Annotated in this window: 15 protein-coding genes; 8 read left to right on the top strand and 7 right to left on the bottom strand. The window is 62.7% G+C overall.

Features of this window, described 5'->3' with window-relative positions; translation table 11 throughout:
• Window positions 1–97: 97 nt before the first annotated feature.
• Together JN279_RS01260 and JN279_RS01265 are read right to left on the bottom strand one after the other, a co-directional pair.
• Window positions 98–1,120, bottom strand: coding sequence for a glycosyltransferase family 2 protein (locus tag JN279_RS01260; protein WP_202351799.1), 1,023 nt, complete (start codon window positions 1,118–1,120; stop codon window positions 98–100).
• A gap of 65 nt (window positions 1,121–1,185) precedes the next feature.
• Complete coding sequence (locus tag JN279_RS01265) at window positions 1,186–2,310, bottom strand: nucleotidyltransferase family protein (RefSeq protein WP_096453006.1); 1,125 nt, start codon at window positions 2,308–2,310, stop codon at window positions 1,186–1,188.
• 517 nt (window positions 2,311–2,827) lie between these two features.
• Between JN279_RS01265 and JN279_RS01270 the strand changes: the two genes are divergently transcribed.
• The 6 genes from JN279_RS01270 to JN279_RS01295 all read left to right on the top strand — a co-directional run bounded on the left by JN279_RS01270 (window position 2,828) and on the right by JN279_RS01295 (window position 8,716).
• Entirely contained in the window at window positions 2,828–2,980 is a 153-nt protein-coding gene (locus JN279_RS01270) for a lasso peptide (RefSeq protein ID WP_010913078.1), read from the top strand.
• A 137-nt stretch (window positions 2,981–3,117) separates the two neighbouring features.
• A complete protein-coding gene (locus JN279_RS01275; RefSeq protein WP_096453004.1) occupies window positions 3,118–3,417 on the top strand; it encodes a PqqD family protein in 300 nt (99 codons plus the stop codon).
• Window positions 3,418–3,565: 148 nt separating this feature from the next.
• Window positions 3,566–3,916 carry a lasso peptide biosynthesis B2 protein gene (locus JN279_RS01280; protein ID WP_244734354.1) on the top strand — a complete coding sequence of 117 codons (351 nt, stop codon included), beginning with the start codon at window positions 3,566–3,568 and terminating at the stop codon, window positions 3,914–3,916.
• The gene (locus tag JN279_RS01285; RefSeq protein ID WP_096453000.1) at window positions 3,913–5,835 is read left to right on the top strand and encodes a lasso peptide isopeptide bond-forming cyclase; all 1,923 of its coding nucleotides are present in this window, start codon (window positions 3,913–3,915) and stop codon (window positions 5,833–5,835) included. Before JN279_RS01280 ends, JN279_RS01285 begins: the two co-directional genes overlap by 4 nt.
• Entirely contained in the window at window positions 5,832–6,863 is a 1,032-nt protein-coding gene (locus tag JN279_RS01290) for a serine kinase (protein WP_096458400.1), read from the top strand. Before JN279_RS01285 ends, JN279_RS01290 begins: the two co-directional genes overlap by 4 nt.
• Before the next feature lie 8 nt (window positions 6,864–6,871).
• Window positions 6,872–8,716, top strand: a complete 1,845-nt coding sequence (locus JN279_RS01295; protein WP_096452998.1) for an ABC transporter ATP-binding protein — start codon at window positions 6,872–6,874, stop codon at window positions 8,714–8,716.
• A gap of 212 nt (window positions 8,717–8,928) precedes the next feature.
• Here the strand turns inward: JN279_RS01295 and JN279_RS01300 are convergent, their stop codons facing one another.
• On the bottom strand, window positions 8,929–9,204 hold the full coding sequence (locus tag JN279_RS01300; protein WP_096452996.1) for an exopolysaccharide production repressor exox: 276 nt from the start codon (window positions 9,202–9,204) through the stop codon (window positions 8,929–8,931).
• 600 nt (window positions 9,205–9,804) lie between these two features.
• Between JN279_RS01300 and JN279_RS01305 the strand changes: the two genes are divergently transcribed.
• Together JN279_RS01305 and JN279_RS01310 are read left to right on the top strand one after the other, a co-directional pair.
• Window positions 9,805–10,482 (top strand): sugar transferase, encoded by a 678-nt coding sequence (locus JN279_RS01305; RefSeq protein WP_096452994.1) that lies wholly within the window; start codon window positions 9,805–9,807, stop codon window positions 10,480–10,482.
• Window positions 10,483–10,566: 84 nt separating this feature from the next.
• On the top strand, window positions 10,567–11,826 hold the full coding sequence (locus tag JN279_RS01310; protein ID WP_202351800.1) for a polysaccharide biosynthesis/export family protein: 1,260 nt from the start codon (window positions 10,567–10,569) through the stop codon (window positions 11,824–11,826).
• A gap of 208 nt (window positions 11,827–12,034) precedes the next feature.
• Here the strand turns inward: JN279_RS01310 and JN279_RS01315 are convergent, their stop codons facing one another.
• The 4 genes from JN279_RS01315 to JN279_RS01330 all read right to left on the bottom strand — a co-directional run bounded on the left by JN279_RS01315 (window position 12,035) and on the right by JN279_RS01330 (window position 17,188).
• Entirely contained in the window at window positions 12,035–13,348 is a 1,314-nt protein-coding gene (locus JN279_RS01315) for an O-antigen ligase family protein (protein ID WP_096452990.1), read from the bottom strand.
• Window positions 13,349–13,604: 256 nt separating this feature from the next.
• Window positions 13,605–14,432 (bottom strand): SDR family NAD(P)-dependent oxidoreductase, encoded by an 828-nt coding sequence (locus JN279_RS01320; RefSeq protein ID WP_096452988.1) that lies wholly within the window; start codon window positions 14,430–14,432, stop codon window positions 13,605–13,607.
• A 69-nt stretch (window positions 14,433–14,501) separates the two neighbouring features.
• A complete protein-coding gene (locus JN279_RS01325) occupies window positions 14,502–14,987 on the bottom strand; it encodes an acetone carboxylase subunit gamma (RefSeq protein WP_202351801.1) in 486 nt (161 codons plus the stop codon).
• Complete coding sequence (locus JN279_RS01330; protein ID WP_202351802.1) at window positions 14,984–17,188, bottom strand: hydantoinase B/oxoprolinase family protein; 2,205 nt, start codon at window positions 17,186–17,188, stop codon at window positions 14,984–14,986. The genes JN279_RS01325 and JN279_RS01330 overlap by 4 nt, the downstream gene beginning before the upstream one ends.
• Between the last annotated feature and the right edge of the window lie 13 nt (window positions 17,189–17,201).

The raw sequence follows: 17,201 nt of genomic DNA on the forward strand, positions 1-17,201 counted from the left end.
GTGAGGCAACCACCCAATTCGTAAACTCATAAATCCGGTGGAAATGCTTTGCGCAGTGAGCGTGCTGCTGGCGGTTAAACCGGGCATTCCCCGCGCCTTACCGCTCCTTGCCGGCACTGGTCCCGGCCATCAGGAAACGCAGCGGCGGCACGCGCTTTTGGCCGGAGACAAGGCCAACGCGGCGAAACAGCGCCTCGATCTTGTCGGAGGCCACGCCCTGGACGATGGGAACCAGGTTGGACTGACTTGACAAGGCATAGGCGGCGGCCGAAGCCAGCCCGCGCTCGGCCTTCACGTCGAGGAAATTGCGCAGCCGGTATTTGTCGCGGACATGCCGCTCGTGCCGCCGCAGCACCGCCTTGGAGCCTTCCGGCAGGCTGTCGATCGCCAGCAGCGCCAGATCCGCGTCGGCCAGCCGTTGCAGGTCCTGTGTCTTGTGGCGGCCGCTGAGCGAATCGGCGCGCACAATGGCGCCGTAGCCGCAGGAGCGGATGACCTTGAACCGTGCCCCATGGGCGACCGCGCGGGCGTAGAGTTCGTAATCCTCGCCCAGCCGCAGGCTCTCGTCGTAGCGCAACCGGTGCCGGTCGAGGAAGGCGCGGCTGATCACCGGCTTCAGGAAGCCAAGCTCGCCTCTCTGCACGCGGCGCCTGGAGATGTTGCCTTCGACGAAGCGCTCGAAGTCGAGGAATTCCGGATCGGCGGCAAAATCGGGGGCGACGATCTTGGTTGCGTCGCTCGTCGCATCATCCCTGATGAGCATGATGTTGTCGGCTGCGAAATCCCAGTCGGAGGCGGCAAACAGGTTGCGAAACCGGCCCTCGAGGAAGAAGTCGTCGGCGTCCAGAATGCTGATGAACGGCGCTTTCGAGCCGGCGATCGCGGCATTGCGGGCAAAGGAGGGGCCGCGATTGACGTCAAGGCGCATCACCGCAAGCCGGCCGCTGCCGTCGTCGGCGGAGCGGGCGACCTCGGCCGTATTGTCGGTGGAGCCGTCGTCGACGACGACGACCTCCGACACCTCAGGTTCGCGCAACGCGGATGCGATGGCGACCGCGATCGTGCGCCCCGCATTTTTGGCCGCGATGATCACGCAGACCTCTGATTTCGTCATCGACATGGGTTTTGCCTCTTGCACAGGTTCCGATATGCCCTCGCCCTGTACGTATTGCGACGCGACAGCCATCACGGACTGGCCGGCCGCTCGAAGATACGGCGGCTGATGTCCGCCGACGCTGCCCAGCCGGCTTCGGCCAGGTAGCGGACGGGAGCCCGGCCGCACAATTCCCATAACACCGTTCGCCGCTGCGGCCAGCGCAGCGACGACAGCCATGGCGCGATGACCATGTTGAGCAGGTCCTCATTGCCGATGCGCGACAGGATCGGCTTGGCCCGCTCCGACAAAAGCGTGCCGGTACCGCCCAGCAGCACATCGGCGGCGCGCAGGCCGAGCAGCAGCGTATCGTCCAGCCCCTGGCTCACCGCCGCATCGAGCACAAGCTGCTGATCGGCTTCGTCGAGACGGTTGGCGCTGGCCCTGATATCGCAGACATAGCCGGCGCAAGGCTCGCGGTTGAACAATGCCTTGGCGACGCTGATGCAGGACAGCATCAGCGTGTCGGCAACCGACGTGAACGGCACTTCCGTGCCGGTGATCTCGACCAGCCGTTTGCGCCGCAGGAACCCGTCGGCATCGCGCGGGCTGGGCGAGCCGGGTTGCTGGAGCCGATAGTGAAGATCGACCGTGGACGGCCCGTTGCCGCGGATCATGTGCTGTTCGCCAAGAAAACGGACCCACCAGACGGAACGTGACTTGCCGGCAACCTCGTAGCCGATCGAGCGCAGCGCGTCGCGCGCTCTCGCGAACCCGGCCGGGGAAACCAATATGTCGACATCGCCCGAAGGCTTCATGAAATGGTCGTCGTAAAGCAGATGTTGCTGGAACGGGCCTTTGAGAAAGACGAAATCGATCTGCCTGTCGCGTAGCGCCTGGTGGATTGCCATCGAATCCATGAGGCAGGCGGCATTCATCGAAACCGTCCGCCGGCGATAGGTATCGAGCCACTGGAAAAGCTCCACCGGCCCTTCGCCCGCGGGGGCGCGCGACAACGCCTTCAGCACGAAAATGGCGACCTTGTTCAGCCTGGCGATGTCGGCGACGACGGCGGCGGAAAGGCTCGGCGCCGAGACCTCGCCGGTCGAGGCCTTCGGCCCAGCGAAATACAACCGCAGGCAGGCCTGCACATAGGCGATCTCGCCGGCGCAGTCGGCGGCGCGCAGTCGTTCATAGGAACTTTCCGGCAAGGCCATTAAGCGCATGATCTCCAAAATGCGGTTTGCGCGACGCGTATGCTGCAACTGCGAAGCAAAGCATCCTCAAAAACCTCGGCGCCGTAAAGTCTTTCCTTTCGCAGTGCGAAATTTTGCAACCAGGGCGTTTGCCGACGTTTCCGAAGACCACGGAATATACGATTGGAATTCCGGCCCTATCGAGGCGCTTCAGCCGACCTTCAACACGGATCGGCTAACAAAAATCCATCTCTTTAGCGATGCCTAAAAAAGCATCACCTCTATGAACTTTTTATGCAAGCAAAATCAATTGCTTAAAGAATCATCAGCCACAACGCCTGATCGCACTTGTTTTCAGGTGCAAAGAGGTGGAACTTTGGGCATTGCGCACACGCATGGTGACGTCCGCAACCCGTAATTGATTAATCAGAGGTAAATCAGGCTTGACTCATAAATGCTGCCATGCAGCTATTGCATTGCAGCATGAAAGTGCTGACGGCACTCGACAGGCCGTTTCCAGTCCTCATTGGAGAGTAAAATGGAACAGAATGTTGAAAAGCACGAGTACGAAACGCCAAGCCTGACGGTACATGGTTCCATTGAGACCATCACCCAGGGCGGCGGTGGCAGCACGGCAATCGACGCGTCGTTTCCCGCGCACACCCCAATTGGCGACCTGACGTTCTCCTGAGACTAGCCTGATCCTGGAGGAGTGACGTTGGGCCTCCAGGATTTAACAACGTGAATGGAGCCGGGGATGAGAATCCCCGACTTTCCCTTTCTTGAACTGACGACGCGTAGACCGTGTGTTGCAAACGAGGTTTTGGCATGAACTGGAACCCATCGGAGCGCGATAGCATAACTGCCACCAAGGATGCCGTAGCTTGCGAATTCGGTGATGGCCTCGCGCTGCTCAACCTGAAATCCAATATTTATTACAGCCTCAACGGCGTCGGCGCGTTCATCTGGGAACTGATCCAGGAGCCGAAGTCGATCGCCGACATCCGCGGCGCCGTGCTGGAGCGCTACAATGTCGACGCCGAGCGCTGCAAGGCCGACGTCGACACCTTGCTGAAAGGCCTGGCCGAAAACGGACTTGCGAGGCTGCAGCATGAGGCACTTGTCTAGGCAGGCTTCGCAAAAGGCCATGATCTCACGGCAAAGACCTGCGACGGACCAAAGACCGAGGCCTGCGAAACGCCGGCCCAGCCGGAACCTGGCCAGGGTTCTGTCCCTGAACGGCTCGGAAGCGCTTTTTCTCTGCCATTGCCTGCTGGTGGTCGCAGCCATCCGGCTGGGGCTGACATTGTTCTCCTACAACCGTGTTCGCGGCATGGTGACCCGGCTCAATGCGCGCCAGTGCGCCAGCATGGGCGAGTTGCGGCTCGTCGCCTGGGGGGTTGCCGCGGCCGCACGTTTCGTGCCGCGCGCCACCTGTCTTACCCAGGCGCTTTCGGGGCAATACATTCTCGCGCGCCAGGGCAATGCCTCCAACATCCGCATCGGCATCGAACGCGGCACGGGCGAGCAGTTGAAGGCGCATGCCTGGCTGGTCAGCGACAACCATGTCGTGCTTGGCGGCTCCGTCGATGGATTCGCGCATCTGGTCGATCACGGCAGCCGATGAGCGGCGTGGCCGGAATCCTGCTGCGACAGGGACCGCCGGCGGCGGACGGGGCGAGCGACATCCAGCAGATGCTGGCCCGCATGCGCCATCGCGGCCCCGACGGAAATTCGTGGTGGCTGGACAACAGCATCGCGCTTGGCCACGCCTGGCTCAACACCACGGATGAAGCCGGCCCCGGCCCGCTGACCATGGCTGGCGGCAAGCTCGCCATCACCGCCGATTGTCGGCTGGACAATCGCGACGAGCTGATGGCGAGGCTCGGCATGCGCGACCGGACGGTTGCCGACGCGAAATTGCTGATGCGGGCCTATCTGCGCTGGGGCGAAGCCAGCCCCGTGTATCTGCATGGCGATTTCGCCTTTGCCATCTGGGACGCCGAGCGGCAGCTGTTGTTTTGCGCGCGCGACCATTTCGGGGTCAAGCCGTTCTACTACCACGCCGCGGACCGGCGTTTTGCCTTCGCTTCCGAGATCGGGCCGATGCTTGGCCTGGACGGGGTCGGTGCACGCATCAGCGAGCGCAGCATTTCGGGATTCCTGGCCGGGCTTCCCGACGACCCGCAATCCACCCCCTACAGCGATGTCTTCAGCCTGCCGGCGCGTCACAGCCTGACTGTCACCGCGCAACAGGTGGTGCTGCGCCGATATTGGCAGATCGAGCCGTCGGCGCGGCCGTTGCGGTCGGATGCGGCGGAGGAATTCGCCCATCTGTTCTCGCAATCGGTGCGCAATCGCATGCGCGGAAGTCAGTCGGTCGGCGCTATGCTGAGCGGCGGACTTGATTCCTCGTCGATCACCTGCGTCGCCGGCCTGCAGAACGCCGCCGAGCGAAAACCAAAGCTGCCGACCTTCTCGCTGATTTTCGAGAAGGGCTCGCCGATGGACGAGCGAGCCTTCATCGATGCCGTGCTGGATCAGCAGAAGACAGATCCGACGCTGATTCCTGTCGGCAATTATGCACCCTTCGCCGAGTTCGAACGGGTGCTGGAGGAACAGGAAGGCACCTTCCTGGCGCCAGGGCTGACGCTGACCCGCGGCATCTACCGGACGGCGGGCGCCAGGGGCATCAAGGTGCTGCTCGACGGCCATGGCGGCGACGAGGTCGTTTCCCAGGGCCATGGCCATCTGCACGAGCTTGCCAATGGCGGCAGGTGGCTGGACCTTTGGCGCGAGGTCCGCAGCGCCTCCAACACCTATGGCGACAGCACGCTCGGCCTCTATTTCCAGTTCCTGACCCTCTACGGACCGGCCTGGCGGATCGCCAAGGCGAGACAGCTGGCAAACCGTGTCCTGAACAGAATACGCAAGCCCACGCACATGCAGCGCGGCCGCAGCTGGCGCGACCTGATCAATCCGGATCTGGCCAGGCGTACCGAGCTCATCGAGCGTTTCCACCGGGCCGGCTACATGCCGCCTGGCGTCCAGGCCAGCGACGCGCTCAGCCATCGCTGGATCCTGTCCAACGGTTATGTGCCGCATTCTTTCGAGGTGCTCGACAAGGCGGCGGCCAATTTCGGCGTCGAGCCGCGTTACCCCTTCTGGGACAAGCCGCTGGTCGAATTCTGCCTGGCGCTGCCGGGCGAGGAAAAACTCAGCCACGGCTTTGGCCGCTATGTGTTGCGCCGGGCCATGGAAGGCATCCTGCCGGCGGCGGTGCAATGGCGGCGCACCAAGATCGATTTCACCGCCAATCTCGTCAACGGCATGGTGCGCAACCACCGCGACCTGCTGGAACAGCTGCTGGTTTCGGATGCCGGCCGCATCGCGCCCTATGTCAACCTGCCACAAGTGAGCGCCGCCTATGCACGGCTGCTCAGCCAACCCGATCAGGCAGCCCCCCTTGATGTCCAATATGTCTGGCGCTCGGCCTCGCTGTCGCTGTGGTTGCGCCAGGTCCAGCACGGCGGGAGCCCCGCATAATGCCCCGCAACCAGCCGCTCGCTACATATCCTGGTGACCCTGCTCCTCATGGCGGGATGATGCGGGAGCGGCGATACTACCGGGCCTATGGCCTGACCATCGCGTCCGAGGTGGCGCTGCCCGAGCTGGAGCCGGCGGAGCCTGCGGCGCCGGATATACTGATCGCCATCGGCACGATCGACATGCCGAAGCCTTCGCCCGAGACCGCAACAATCTTCCGCTTCGGGCCCGACCGGCAATATCTGGCATGGCATGCCGTCGGCGCCTTCCTGATCAGCGATTTCAGCCGCATCGACATCGAGCCGGCGCCCGGCGTCGACGACGCGCTGCTAGCCTTCCCGCTGCTCGGGCCGGTGATGGCGCTGTTGCTGCATCGGCGTGGCCTGCTCGTCCTGCATGCCAGCGCCATTGCAGTGGCCGGCCGGGGCGCCATCTTCATGGGTGACAAGGGCGCCGGCAAATCGACGACTGCAAGCGCGCTGATCCGGGCCGGTTATGAATTGCTTACCGACGATGTCGTGGCGCTGGATCTGGCGGACCCCGACACGCCGATGATCGTTCCGGGCTTTCCCCAGATCAAGCTTGCCGCCGACGCCGCGGCCGCGATTTCGCTCGGCCAGGCGGAGGTGCGACCGCAAGTGCATCCGGCGATCGAGAAGATGCAGCATCGCCTGCACGGCGCCTTCTCCGGCGGCGCGGTGCCGGCGACCAGGATCTATGTCCTCGAGCGCGGCCAAAGGGCCGGGATCACGCCCTTGCCCGGCATCGCCGCTTTGCCGGCGATCATCAAATTCTCCTATGTGACGCGGTTCGGCCGCGCGGCGCTGTCCGGCGATTTCGCAGCACTGCATTTTCGCCAATGTTCAGCAATCGCTAACCATGTCGGCGTGTTCCGGCTGGAAGTTCCAACCGGCCTCGACAGGATTGGCGAGGCGGTGGAGCTGATCGAAGCCGATCTGGCCGCCCAGGATCCGGCGACCCAGGATCTTGGGGTCAGAGATCTGGCGGCTGGCCGTCGGCAGCGGTGAGCGCAATCATGTCGAAGTCCTCAATCCTTCGCCTGTCGCTGTTTCGCGATGTCGCCGCGTTCGGCGCCGTCATCGCCCAGATCGGCGGGCGGCGGACCTGGACGGCGCTGCTGTTCCTGATCCTCGGCAGCCTGACGGAAGGCATCTCGATCCTGCTGCTTGTGCCGCTGCTGCATCTGGTTGGACGCGCCGACCAGGATTTCGCGGTGCGGTTGCCGAACAATGATTTCGTGCGCTGGCTGGTGCCGGACGGAACGCTGCAGCTGACGACGGTGCTATGCGCGCTGGTCGCGCTCGTTGCCGTGCAGGCCGCGTTCAACCGCTTCAAGTCGGTCTACATGGCGAGGCTTCTCTTCGATTTCATCAACCGTTTGCGCATGAACCTGTTCGAGAGCATCGGCAAGGCGCGCTGGGGCGTTTTCTCGCGCATGCGCAGCTCGGATCTCGACCACGCCCTGACCGGCGACATCGATCGTGTCCAGGGCGCCGCCTTCTCGCTGCTGATGCTGGTGCAGATATCAGTGCTTTTGGTGGGCTATCTCGTGATCTCGATGTTCATCTCACCGGTCATGACGGCGTTTGCGATCGTCATCGGCATCGTGATGTTCGTGGTGCTGCAGCCGTTTCGCGCACGCGCCACCGCCTTTGGCAGGGTCCTGACCAGCAATCGCCAGGATCAGTACCGGACGGTCTCGGAATTCCTCGGCGGCATCAAGGTGGCCAAGAGCCTGAATGTCGAGGCCAGCTATTTCGCGCAGCTGCAGGCGACACTGGAAAAGATGAAGGCCGACAACATCGACTATGTCAGCAACAGCTCGATCGGCACCGCGGTGTTCCAGGTGGCGAGCGTCGTGGGCCTCAGCCTGTTCATCTATGTGGCACTGGTCCGCTTCAACCTGTCGCTGGCCGAAATCGTCGTGCTGCTGCTGGTCTTCATGCGCATAGCACCGCGCTTCATGGACATGCAGACGCAAGCCCAGCAGGTGCTGATCAACCTGCCCGCCTATACCGCCATGCGCGGCCTGCAGGCCCGTTTCGACGCCGAGCGCGAGCCGGGCCATGCCGAATCGGCGGATAAGCAGAAGCTGTCGCTCGATACCGGGCTGAACATTCGCGGTGTCTTCTTCGGCTACGACGACGGCACCGGCAAAACGGTGGTGAGCGACATCACCTTCGGCCTGCCGGCCGGCAAGGTCACCGCCCTGATCGGCCCCTCGGGATCGGGCAAGAGCACAATCGCCGACATGCTGCTCGGTCTGCTCGAACCGACCGCCGGCAAGATCCTCGTCGACGGCGTCGAGATCGATGCCGGCAATCGCCGGCGCTGGCGCGACCAGGTGGCCTATGTGCCGCAGGACGTGTTCCTGCTGCATGACACGATCGCGGCGAACCTGCGTCTGGCCGCGCCACAGGCCAGCGACGACGAATTGTGGACCGCGCTGCGCGCTGCGCATGCCGGCGAATTCGTCGAACGGCTCGATCAACGGCTCGACACGGTGGTCGGTGACCGCGGCGTGCGGCTCTCCGGCGGCGAGCGTCAGCGCATCGCACTGGCGCGGGCGCTGCTGCGAAAGCCGTCGCTGCTCATCCTCGACGAGGCAACCAGTGCGCTCGACTGGCAGAACCAGTCGCTGATCGCCCGATCGATCGACGGATTGCGCGGCACGATGACCATTCTGACCATCGCGCACCGGCCGTCGATGATCGCCTTCGCCGACTGGGTGGTGGCGATGGAAGACGGCCGTGTCGTGGAAGTCGGACAGTATCAGCGGCTGAAGGCAAAGCCGGCGAGCCGGCTGTCCAGGATGCTGTCGGGAGAACAGTCGGAAACCGAACCTGCCAATGTGGCCTGAGGGCCGGATTGGGGTGTGTTGAGATTCAGGTCAGGCCGCGCCGGAGTCGAAGACGGGCGCGAAGCGACCAAACGGGGTGGCTTCCGAGAACCGGCCTACGCCGGCCGTAGCCTTAACTGCCACGGGCCACTTGTGATTGCTTCGGCCGGCGAAGGCCGAAAGCGCAGGAAGTCGCCGTTTGCAGGCCGGCATCAGCTGAATATCAGCATACCCTAGTGCAGGCTGCGCCGGGCATTGCCCAGCTTCTCGCCTTCGGTCACGTCGGCCGAACTCAGCTTTCTCTCGGCTTCACGCAGCCTGTCAGCCGGCGTCGGCGCACTTCTGGCGATCATGGCATAGACGAGCACGAAATAGCCGGCCTGGATGATCACGGCACAGATGATGACGCGCAACAACGTCGTGCCCAGCGAAGCGCCGCCAAGCCAAGACCAGGCAACAACGATTGCGAGAGCGAAAATCATCCCAACGATGAATTTTGGAAGCGACATACCCAACAGCCCATAAACCGGCCCGGGTTATATCAAACGATAGCCCCACCCGAGCGCCGTCCCTTGTTCTGCGGGCTTGTAAAGGTGCCCGCTATCGACCGGTTGCTTCCGGCCTTTCAACCTGTCGCCACTCTGACAGGTATAATTTGCAATTCTATTAAGGCGAGCAGGAGGCGGCAAGGGCAACCGCACATATTTTTGATTGAGCTTGCGCGGTCGACTCTGCCATGCTGCAATGCACACCACCGCAATTCACTCAACCTGAAGCCACCAGCCCTTTTCAGTACAACTCGCAATATTATGTAGTATTTTATGTTAATACTCGCGAACTTCGCACCTTCCTAAAGCACTAATATGTACCGTTCCCGGCCAGCGAGAACGGCTTGCCCAAAAATCGCCCCAAAAAGGTCCGCATTTTTTTCGGCTTGCCCATTTCTTGTCACAAATGTGCTAAGCATCCTGAAAAATGTGCATTGCTAGCTTATTATTTAGTCAATTCATGACGCGACTATTTCAGTGGCCCGGGAAATTGTGTGTTGCGCTGCAACATTTTTTTGGTATCGTGTGGTGAACCATTCGTTCAACGCATGGAGTTTCCGTATGAGGGATATTGCCAAGTCGGCCACGGCGGACTTTTCGCAGGCTGACACCGATTTTCCGCCGCCGATCGGCGGCCTCATCAAGCGCAGCTTCGATATTGCCGGTTCACTGGTTGGTCTGATCGCTCTTAGCCCGCTGTTCATCATGATAGCGCTGCTGGTCAAGTTTTCCGACGGTGGATCGATTTTCTACGGTCATCGGCGAATCGGTCGCGGCGGACGGATTTTTCCGTGCCTGAAATTCCGCACCATGGTTCCGGATGGCGATAAGGTGCTGGCCGCCTATCTCGCCACCAATCCGGACGCCAATGCGGAATGGATAGCGACCCGCAAACTGAAGAACGATCCGCGCGTCACCCGCGTCGGCGCGGTGCTGCGCAAGCTCAGCCTCGACGAACTGCCGCAGATCATCAACATCCTGCAGGGCGACATGAGCCTTGTCGGGCCCCGCCCTGTGGTGCGCGACGAGCTGGAAATCTACGGCAGCGCCGCCGTCTACTACCTGAAGTCGCGGCCCGGCCTGACCGGCCTGTGGCAGGTCAGCGGCCGCAACGACGTCTCTTACGACAGCCGCGTCGCCTTCGACCGCCACTATGTCGAGAACTGGTCGCTGTTCGGCGACGTGCGCATCATCATCAAGACCGTGCCGGCCGTCTGGATGTCACGCGGCTCTTACTGACCGGCCGCCGCCACCAGGCATCCGGCGGCAAGCTCATCGGGCGATGGGGCTAAAACGGATCGGAACGTTCAGTTGAAAACAGACATGTTCGAAGCCTTTGGCAGCGGCCGTTTTTCCGGCCGCTCTCGGCTTATGGCCACCTGCCTTGCGATGTCGCTGGCTTTTCTTCCCCAGGTCGCCATATCAGGTGAATACCATCTCGGCTCGCAGGACAAGCTCACCATCCGCATCGCCGAATGGCAGACCGTCGAGGGCACGTTCCGAGACTGGTCGGCGGTGAACGGCGAATACACGGTCGGCCCGGGCGGCACGCTGTCGGTGCCTTTCGTCGGCGAGTTGCCGGCGGCCGGCAAGACCACGGCGGAAGTGGCGGCGGCGATCAGCGAGGCGCTGCAGCACAAGCTCGCCCTGTCGGACAAGCCCGAGGCCTCGGTCGAGATGGCGCAATTCCGGCCTTTCTATATTTCGGGCGAAGTGCAGAACCCCGGCCAGTTTCCCTACGTGCCCGAACTGACGGTGCTGAAAGCGATCAGCGTCGCCGGCGGCATGAGGCGCAGCACCGATTACGGCCCCCAGCTCGGCAAGGACCTGGTCACCGCCAAGGGCAATTTCGATATTTCCGACGACCAGCGCGTCCGGCTGCTCGTCAGGCGAGCCCGCATCGATGCCGATCTGGCCGGCAAGGCTAGCTTCGAAGCGCCGAAGGAGGTCGAGGGCGATCCGCGACTGCCGACCATCGTCGCCGACGAGATGACGATCCTGACGGCAGACCAGAAGGCGCTGAAGCTGAAGCTCGAGGCGCTCGACGATCTCAAGGGTGTCCTGCAGTCCGAAATCGAATCGCTGCAGAAGAAGATCGTCAACCAGCAAAAGCAGGTCGACCTGGCGCAGCAGCAGCTCGCCAGCATCGGTCCGCTGGCGCAGAAGGGCCTGGTCGCCAATGCCAGGCTTCTGGATTCGCAGCAGTCCGTCACCGACCTGCAAGGCAAAATCCTCGACTACGAGACGGCCATCCTCACCGCCAAGCAGGCGATCAGCAAGGCGACGCAGGACGCCATCGATGCACAGAATACGTTGAGCTCGACCCTCGCCGCCGACCGGCAGCAGACCGAAGCCGACCTGAACGAGGCCGCGCTGAAGGTGAATATGCAGAAAGGCCTGATCGCCCAGGCCAGCGATCCCGCGACGACGGCCGCCATCACCAACGACCAGCAGCCTACCCTGCTCTATTCGCTGGTGCGCAATGTCGACGGCAAGACCAGCGAAATCGCCGCCAAGGAAGACACGCCGGTGCTGCCCGGCGACGTGATCAAGGTCAAGCTGGCGCCGCTGGCCAGCCAATAGATCTCGGGCTTCGGTACGATTCGGCGCTTTCGATCCGTACTTTCGATCCGTAGCGCAGAGAATTTCAACCTCCGCCAGGCCCGCCTGGCGGAGGTTTTGCTATGTGCGATTTCAGGTCGCGAAACGATAAAACACACCACCCTCGAAGGAGCTTACGCGAATGTCGTTGGCCCAAAGGCCTATGCGCTTTTGGACGACTTGTCTGGGCTCATGACGGGTCGGCGGCCGCAGGACGACCGATATGCCGGGGCCAGGCTGGCTCGCCCCTTGCCGCATCCGCCGGGTCGAAGGCCGGCGCCCAGCGCGTGCGGGTGACCGGCAGCCGCGCCAGCTTGAAGTAGCTGAAATACATCAGGAACGAGCCCATGATGTAGGGGTTGAGGATTTCGACCTCGACGAAGGAACGGATGAGCAGCAGCACCATCACGCCGAAGAGCACCACCGATTCGGCCTGCCATGCCTTGAAGATCACCGTCGAGACATGGCCGTAGAGCGTGCGCAGCATGATCAGCGAGATCATCACCGCTCCGGTGAAGCCGAGTTCGACAAGCGCCTCGACATAGGTGTTGTGGAAATGGAAGCCGGTGCGGGTGGTGATGTAGAATTCATTCCACAGCCGCTCGGCCTCGGCGAAACCCTGCACCCAATAGGCGGCATAGCCGACGCCGAGGATCGGCGAACGCTGCGCTGCGTTCCAGCCCTGCTCCCATAGATAGGTCCGCCCGGTCAGCGTCGAATCCTTGCCGAAGATGCCAAGCACGAAGTCCATGAGCCCGAGATTGAGGGCGACAAAGGCCACCACCACGATCAGGCCGGCGCCGACCACGAAGATCACCCGGCGATAGCGCCGCGACAAAAGCTTGGTCATGGCAAGAAGCGCGATCAGCGCCAGGACCGCCGGTATCGAGGCCATCGAGGTGGCGGAATGCGAAATGACCAGCAGGTAGGCCGACAACAGCACGACGGGCACGGTCAGCATGAAACTCAGCCGGCCACGCCGCAGGAAAGCGAGGAACACCACGGAGAAATAGATGCCGAGCGAGCCGACGAAGCCGATCTGGTTCTTGGAGGCAAAGGCGCCGACGAAATTGTAGGTGCCATCAAGGACGTCCTCGGAATAGGCGCCGACCTTGAGCGAATAGAGCATGACGAAGAAGATCCCGATCAGCGCGCCGAGCGTCAGGGTGCGCACGCTGACGGTGCGCGCCGCGACATAGGCACAGGCGATGTGGGAGAGATATTGGACCGCCGTTCTGGCTGTGACGCCGGGCGCCTGCGACCAGAAGATGGAAAAACAGATATAAGCCGCGAACAGCAGCGGCAGCCAGGCGCTGGACAGCTGCCGCAGGAAGCGCCGGTAGTCGACAAGGATGAGCGGAAGCCAGACGGCGTAGTAGGCCAGGATCAGCACCTGGCCGAAAATGACCGAGTAGGAGAACGCCCAGATCGAGACGGCCACGGCGAAGGCGCCATAGACCGAGTTCTTCTCGGGATCGACCAGCAGGGACTTTGGAATTTTCATCTCAGAGTCCCGCCGACGCAACCCAGGCCCGGTAGGCCGCAAGCCGGCCGGCATGTCCGCAAACAGGGGCGTGCAATAAACGGCATCTCCATTGTGCAGTGCAATATAACCTATCGCACCGCATGCTCAATGGCAAATCCGGTCACCTTGTCTTACAGGAACGCGAACGGGGAGAGATCAACCGGTGGCCCGCCCCGCCAGGACCTCATCCACGCCGCCGCTTCTCATGAAGGCCGCGACCATCCTGCGAAATACGCTACCACAACGCTCCGCCGGTGATCTGGATGTTTTCCATGGTGATGCCCTTCGCCAAGTCCGAGCACAGGAACACGGCCAGGGCGGCGATTTCCTGCGGCTGCAGCATGCGCTGCTGCGGGTTGCCCCTTGCGATCTCGGCCATCGCTTCCTCCGCGGTGCGCCCCTTGCCCTCGCGCTCGACGACCTGCGCCACGTTGCGGCGCATCAGTTCGGTCTCGACCCAGGTCGGGCTGATCATGACACAGGTGACGCCGTGTGCGGCCCCCTCCAGCGCCACGCAGCGGGTGAGGCCGAGCAGGCCGGCCTTGGAGGCGCAGTAGGCGGGGTTGTCCTTCCAGCCGACGGAGGCCGCGGTCGAGCCGATGTTGACGATGCGGCCCCAGCCGCGCCCGATCATGCCGGGCAGCACCGCACGGGTGGCGCGGAAGGCGCCGGTCAGGTTGGTGTCGACGATCTTGTCCCACAGCGCGTCGGAATGGCCGCAGACCGGTTGCTCGGCGGTGGTGCCGGCCGCGTTGACCAGGATGTCGGCAGGACCGATGGCGGCCTCGGCTTCGGCGACGAAACGGTTGGTGACCTCGCTGTCACGGACGTCGAGGTGGGCAGCGTGCACCCCGGTGCCATGGGCCGAGAGGGTCGAGCGTACGCGCTCGATTTCGTCGACGCCCGGATAATAGGCGGCGTCGGATCTGTCGGCGCCGGCAGGCGCGATGTAGGAGCCGACGGCGACATTGGCGCCGGCTTCGGCCAAGGCCGTGGCAATAGCGAAGCCCATGCCCGAAAAGCCGCCGGTGACGATTGCAGCGCGCCCAGCAAGGTTTGTCATCGCGTGCTTCTCCAATGGTTGGGGCAGGCAATCAGGTTCCGGAGTCTTTGTCGACGCGGTTCCCTTCCCCTACAGCAGCTTGCCCAGCCATTCACGATAGAAGCCTTCGAGATCCGGCTGGAAGTCGTGCACGATGGGATAGCCGGGCGCTGCCGCTTCCACCTCGTGCATGGTGCCGCACTCCGGGCAGATGAATTCGCGGATTTCCATCCATTGCGGGTCGGGGATATCGCTGTTGGGATAGATCTCGCGCAGCGATTCCTCGGTGTTGCGCACGATGATCGCGGCCTTCAGCTTCCAGTTCTTGCGATAGTCGCCGAAGGAATGGCCGCACTCGCAGCGTGTCACCCGCTTGTCGCCGCTCTGGCAGATGAACAGATGATCCGAGACCGGCAGCAGGATCGGATCCTTCCAGCCGACACGATCCTGCAGCACGGCGACATATTTGAAGAAGCGGTCGTCGTCCTTGTAGGCGCTCATGACGCGGCGCGTCTGTGGCCAGGGCAGCGTGCCCGCGACCAGATCGGCAATGACTTCCTTGCTGTACGAGGTCATGGCTTTGCTCCCGGCATGAAGATCGATTTGGCGTCGACGTTCCAGAATTCGCTGAATTCCCTGGTGAAGCGCGACGACAGCTTGATGGCGCTGGCATACATTTTCTTCACTTCGGGGGCGAAATCGGCCTTCTCGACACGGCTGCGCTCGCTGGCGATCCATTCCGAGACGGGCTGTGCTTGAGCGAGGCGCCTGGCACGCATTTCGGCGCGGTGACGCTTGGTGGCCTCGAGGTTGGCGACGGGATAGCCGTCCGCATCCTCATCCAGCATGATGCCGAAGATGCCCTCCGCCGCTTCCTTGGTGAGATAGCCGTTCTCGACATCCATGGCCGTCTTGAGCGGATCGCGCTCCAGCACGTCGCCGTAACCGCCGCCGCCATTGTAGGAATGGGTGAAGACGTCGCCGGTCTTGTGCGGGGCGGTGATGTAGGGCCCTTCCATGGTCACATGCTCGCCCTGCAACCGCAGTTCGAGCTCCGAACGATGCGGGTTGGTGCCGGTGTGATGCGCCAGCGGCGCCCGCTTTTCGGCGAGTTCGAAGATGTTGGAGTTGCGCACCGCGCGGTGCTTCTGGCAGGTCGGCGCCGGATAGCCGCCGCACATGCCGCCATTGTCGAACACGCGGGAGGAATGTTCCGACGTAACCAGCCTGAGATGGTCGGTTTTGCTGACCAGCCAGGTCGAGACGAAGGAGCAGCCGCCGCGATATTTGCCGGCGCCGCCGGAGTTGGGAACGATGGAGCGGCCGATATAGAGCATCGGCATGTTCTGTTCCCAGATCTCGATATTGCCCATGTCGGATTCGGGGTTCCAGCCGACATAGGCGGTGTCGAGCCCATCCTTGATCGCCAGCGCGCCGGAGCCGGCGGCCGCGCATTCGAAATGCGCCATACCGAACAGCTTGCCATACTGGCTGGTGCCGCCCATCTCGATCATCGGGCTGTTGACCTGACCGACGAAGGCTTCCTCGACAAAGCCGCGCCCGATGAAGGCGCGCGACAACAGCCGCTGGAACACACCATAGGCCGGCAAAAGCAGTGCCCATGAGGTGGCGGTCGCCACCATTTCATTGTCCGGGTTGGTCCAGGTGCCGTGCGGCAGTTTCAGCTCGGTCGCCATCCAGGCGCCGTCATTGACCAGGCCTTCGAAGTTCATGTGCTGGGTCAGCGTCACGAACATGCCGCCATCCATGCCGGCCGGCGTGCAGTTCATCGAATGGTAGCCCCAGGGCTGCGTGCCCTCGAAATCCATGATGATCTTGCCATCGGTGGTGATCTCCATCTCGATCGGCATGTTGTACAGCCAGTCGGGATCGCCGAGCGGCTGGTAGCCCGGCTTGCCCTTGGTGACATGGCCGTAAAAAGTGTGGCCGCGATAGATGCCTGGCACGGTGAGCTGGCGGGTGCGGGCGAGCTGGGCGCGGCGGCCTTCCTCGATGAACTCCTTCGACACCTGCATCCAGTAGTCCAAGCCGATCTCGTCGATCAGCGCCTTGACGCTTTCACGCATGTCGATGCAGGAGGCGACCTTGGCCTTCTCGTCGAGCACCCAGTAGATCGGCATCCTGAGATTGCGCTCGCAGCGGATGACATAGTCACGGCGGATCTCGTCGTTCTCGCCGACCTTTTCGGCGCAGACGAACAGGCCCTCGGTGAAACGCTCCTGGGCCAGGGCCACGTCGCCGCCGGGGGTGATGCCGCCGGCCTCGAGTTCGTGGCAGACCGCGCCCGCCCAGCCGACCAGCTTGCCCGAATGGAAGATCGGCACGACGTCCATCACATCAGGCACCTGCACGGTGCCGATGAAGGCGTCGTTGTTGGCGAAGATATCGCCGTCGCGGATGCAGGGGTTTTCCTCGTAGCCGTTGCGGATCATCCATTTGATGAAGCGGCTCATCGTGTGCACATGCACCATGATGCCGTTGGAGAGCGCGATCGCGTCACCCTCTGGCGTGTAGATGGCAACGACCATTTCGCCGACTTCTCGGACACCCGGCGACGCCGAGATGCGGCGGGCCATTTCGCGCGCCGAGACGCAATAGGCGCGCAGCTTGGTGTGCAGCGTCTCGAATTTCAGCGGATCCTGGTTGCGCAGCTGCAATTCGGTGATGCCGTCATAGCAGCCGGTCTCTTCCATGAGCCGTTCGGATTCGATCAACCGTTCGCGGATGCGCAGGGCGGAGGCGGGTTTGTCCAGCATGGCGTTCGCCCTT

The organism is Mesorhizobium sp. 113-1-2, assembly GCF_016756475.1.
Classification (GTDB): Bacteria; Pseudomonadota; Alphaproteobacteria; order Rhizobiales; family Rhizobiaceae; genus Mesorhizobium; species Mesorhizobium loti_C.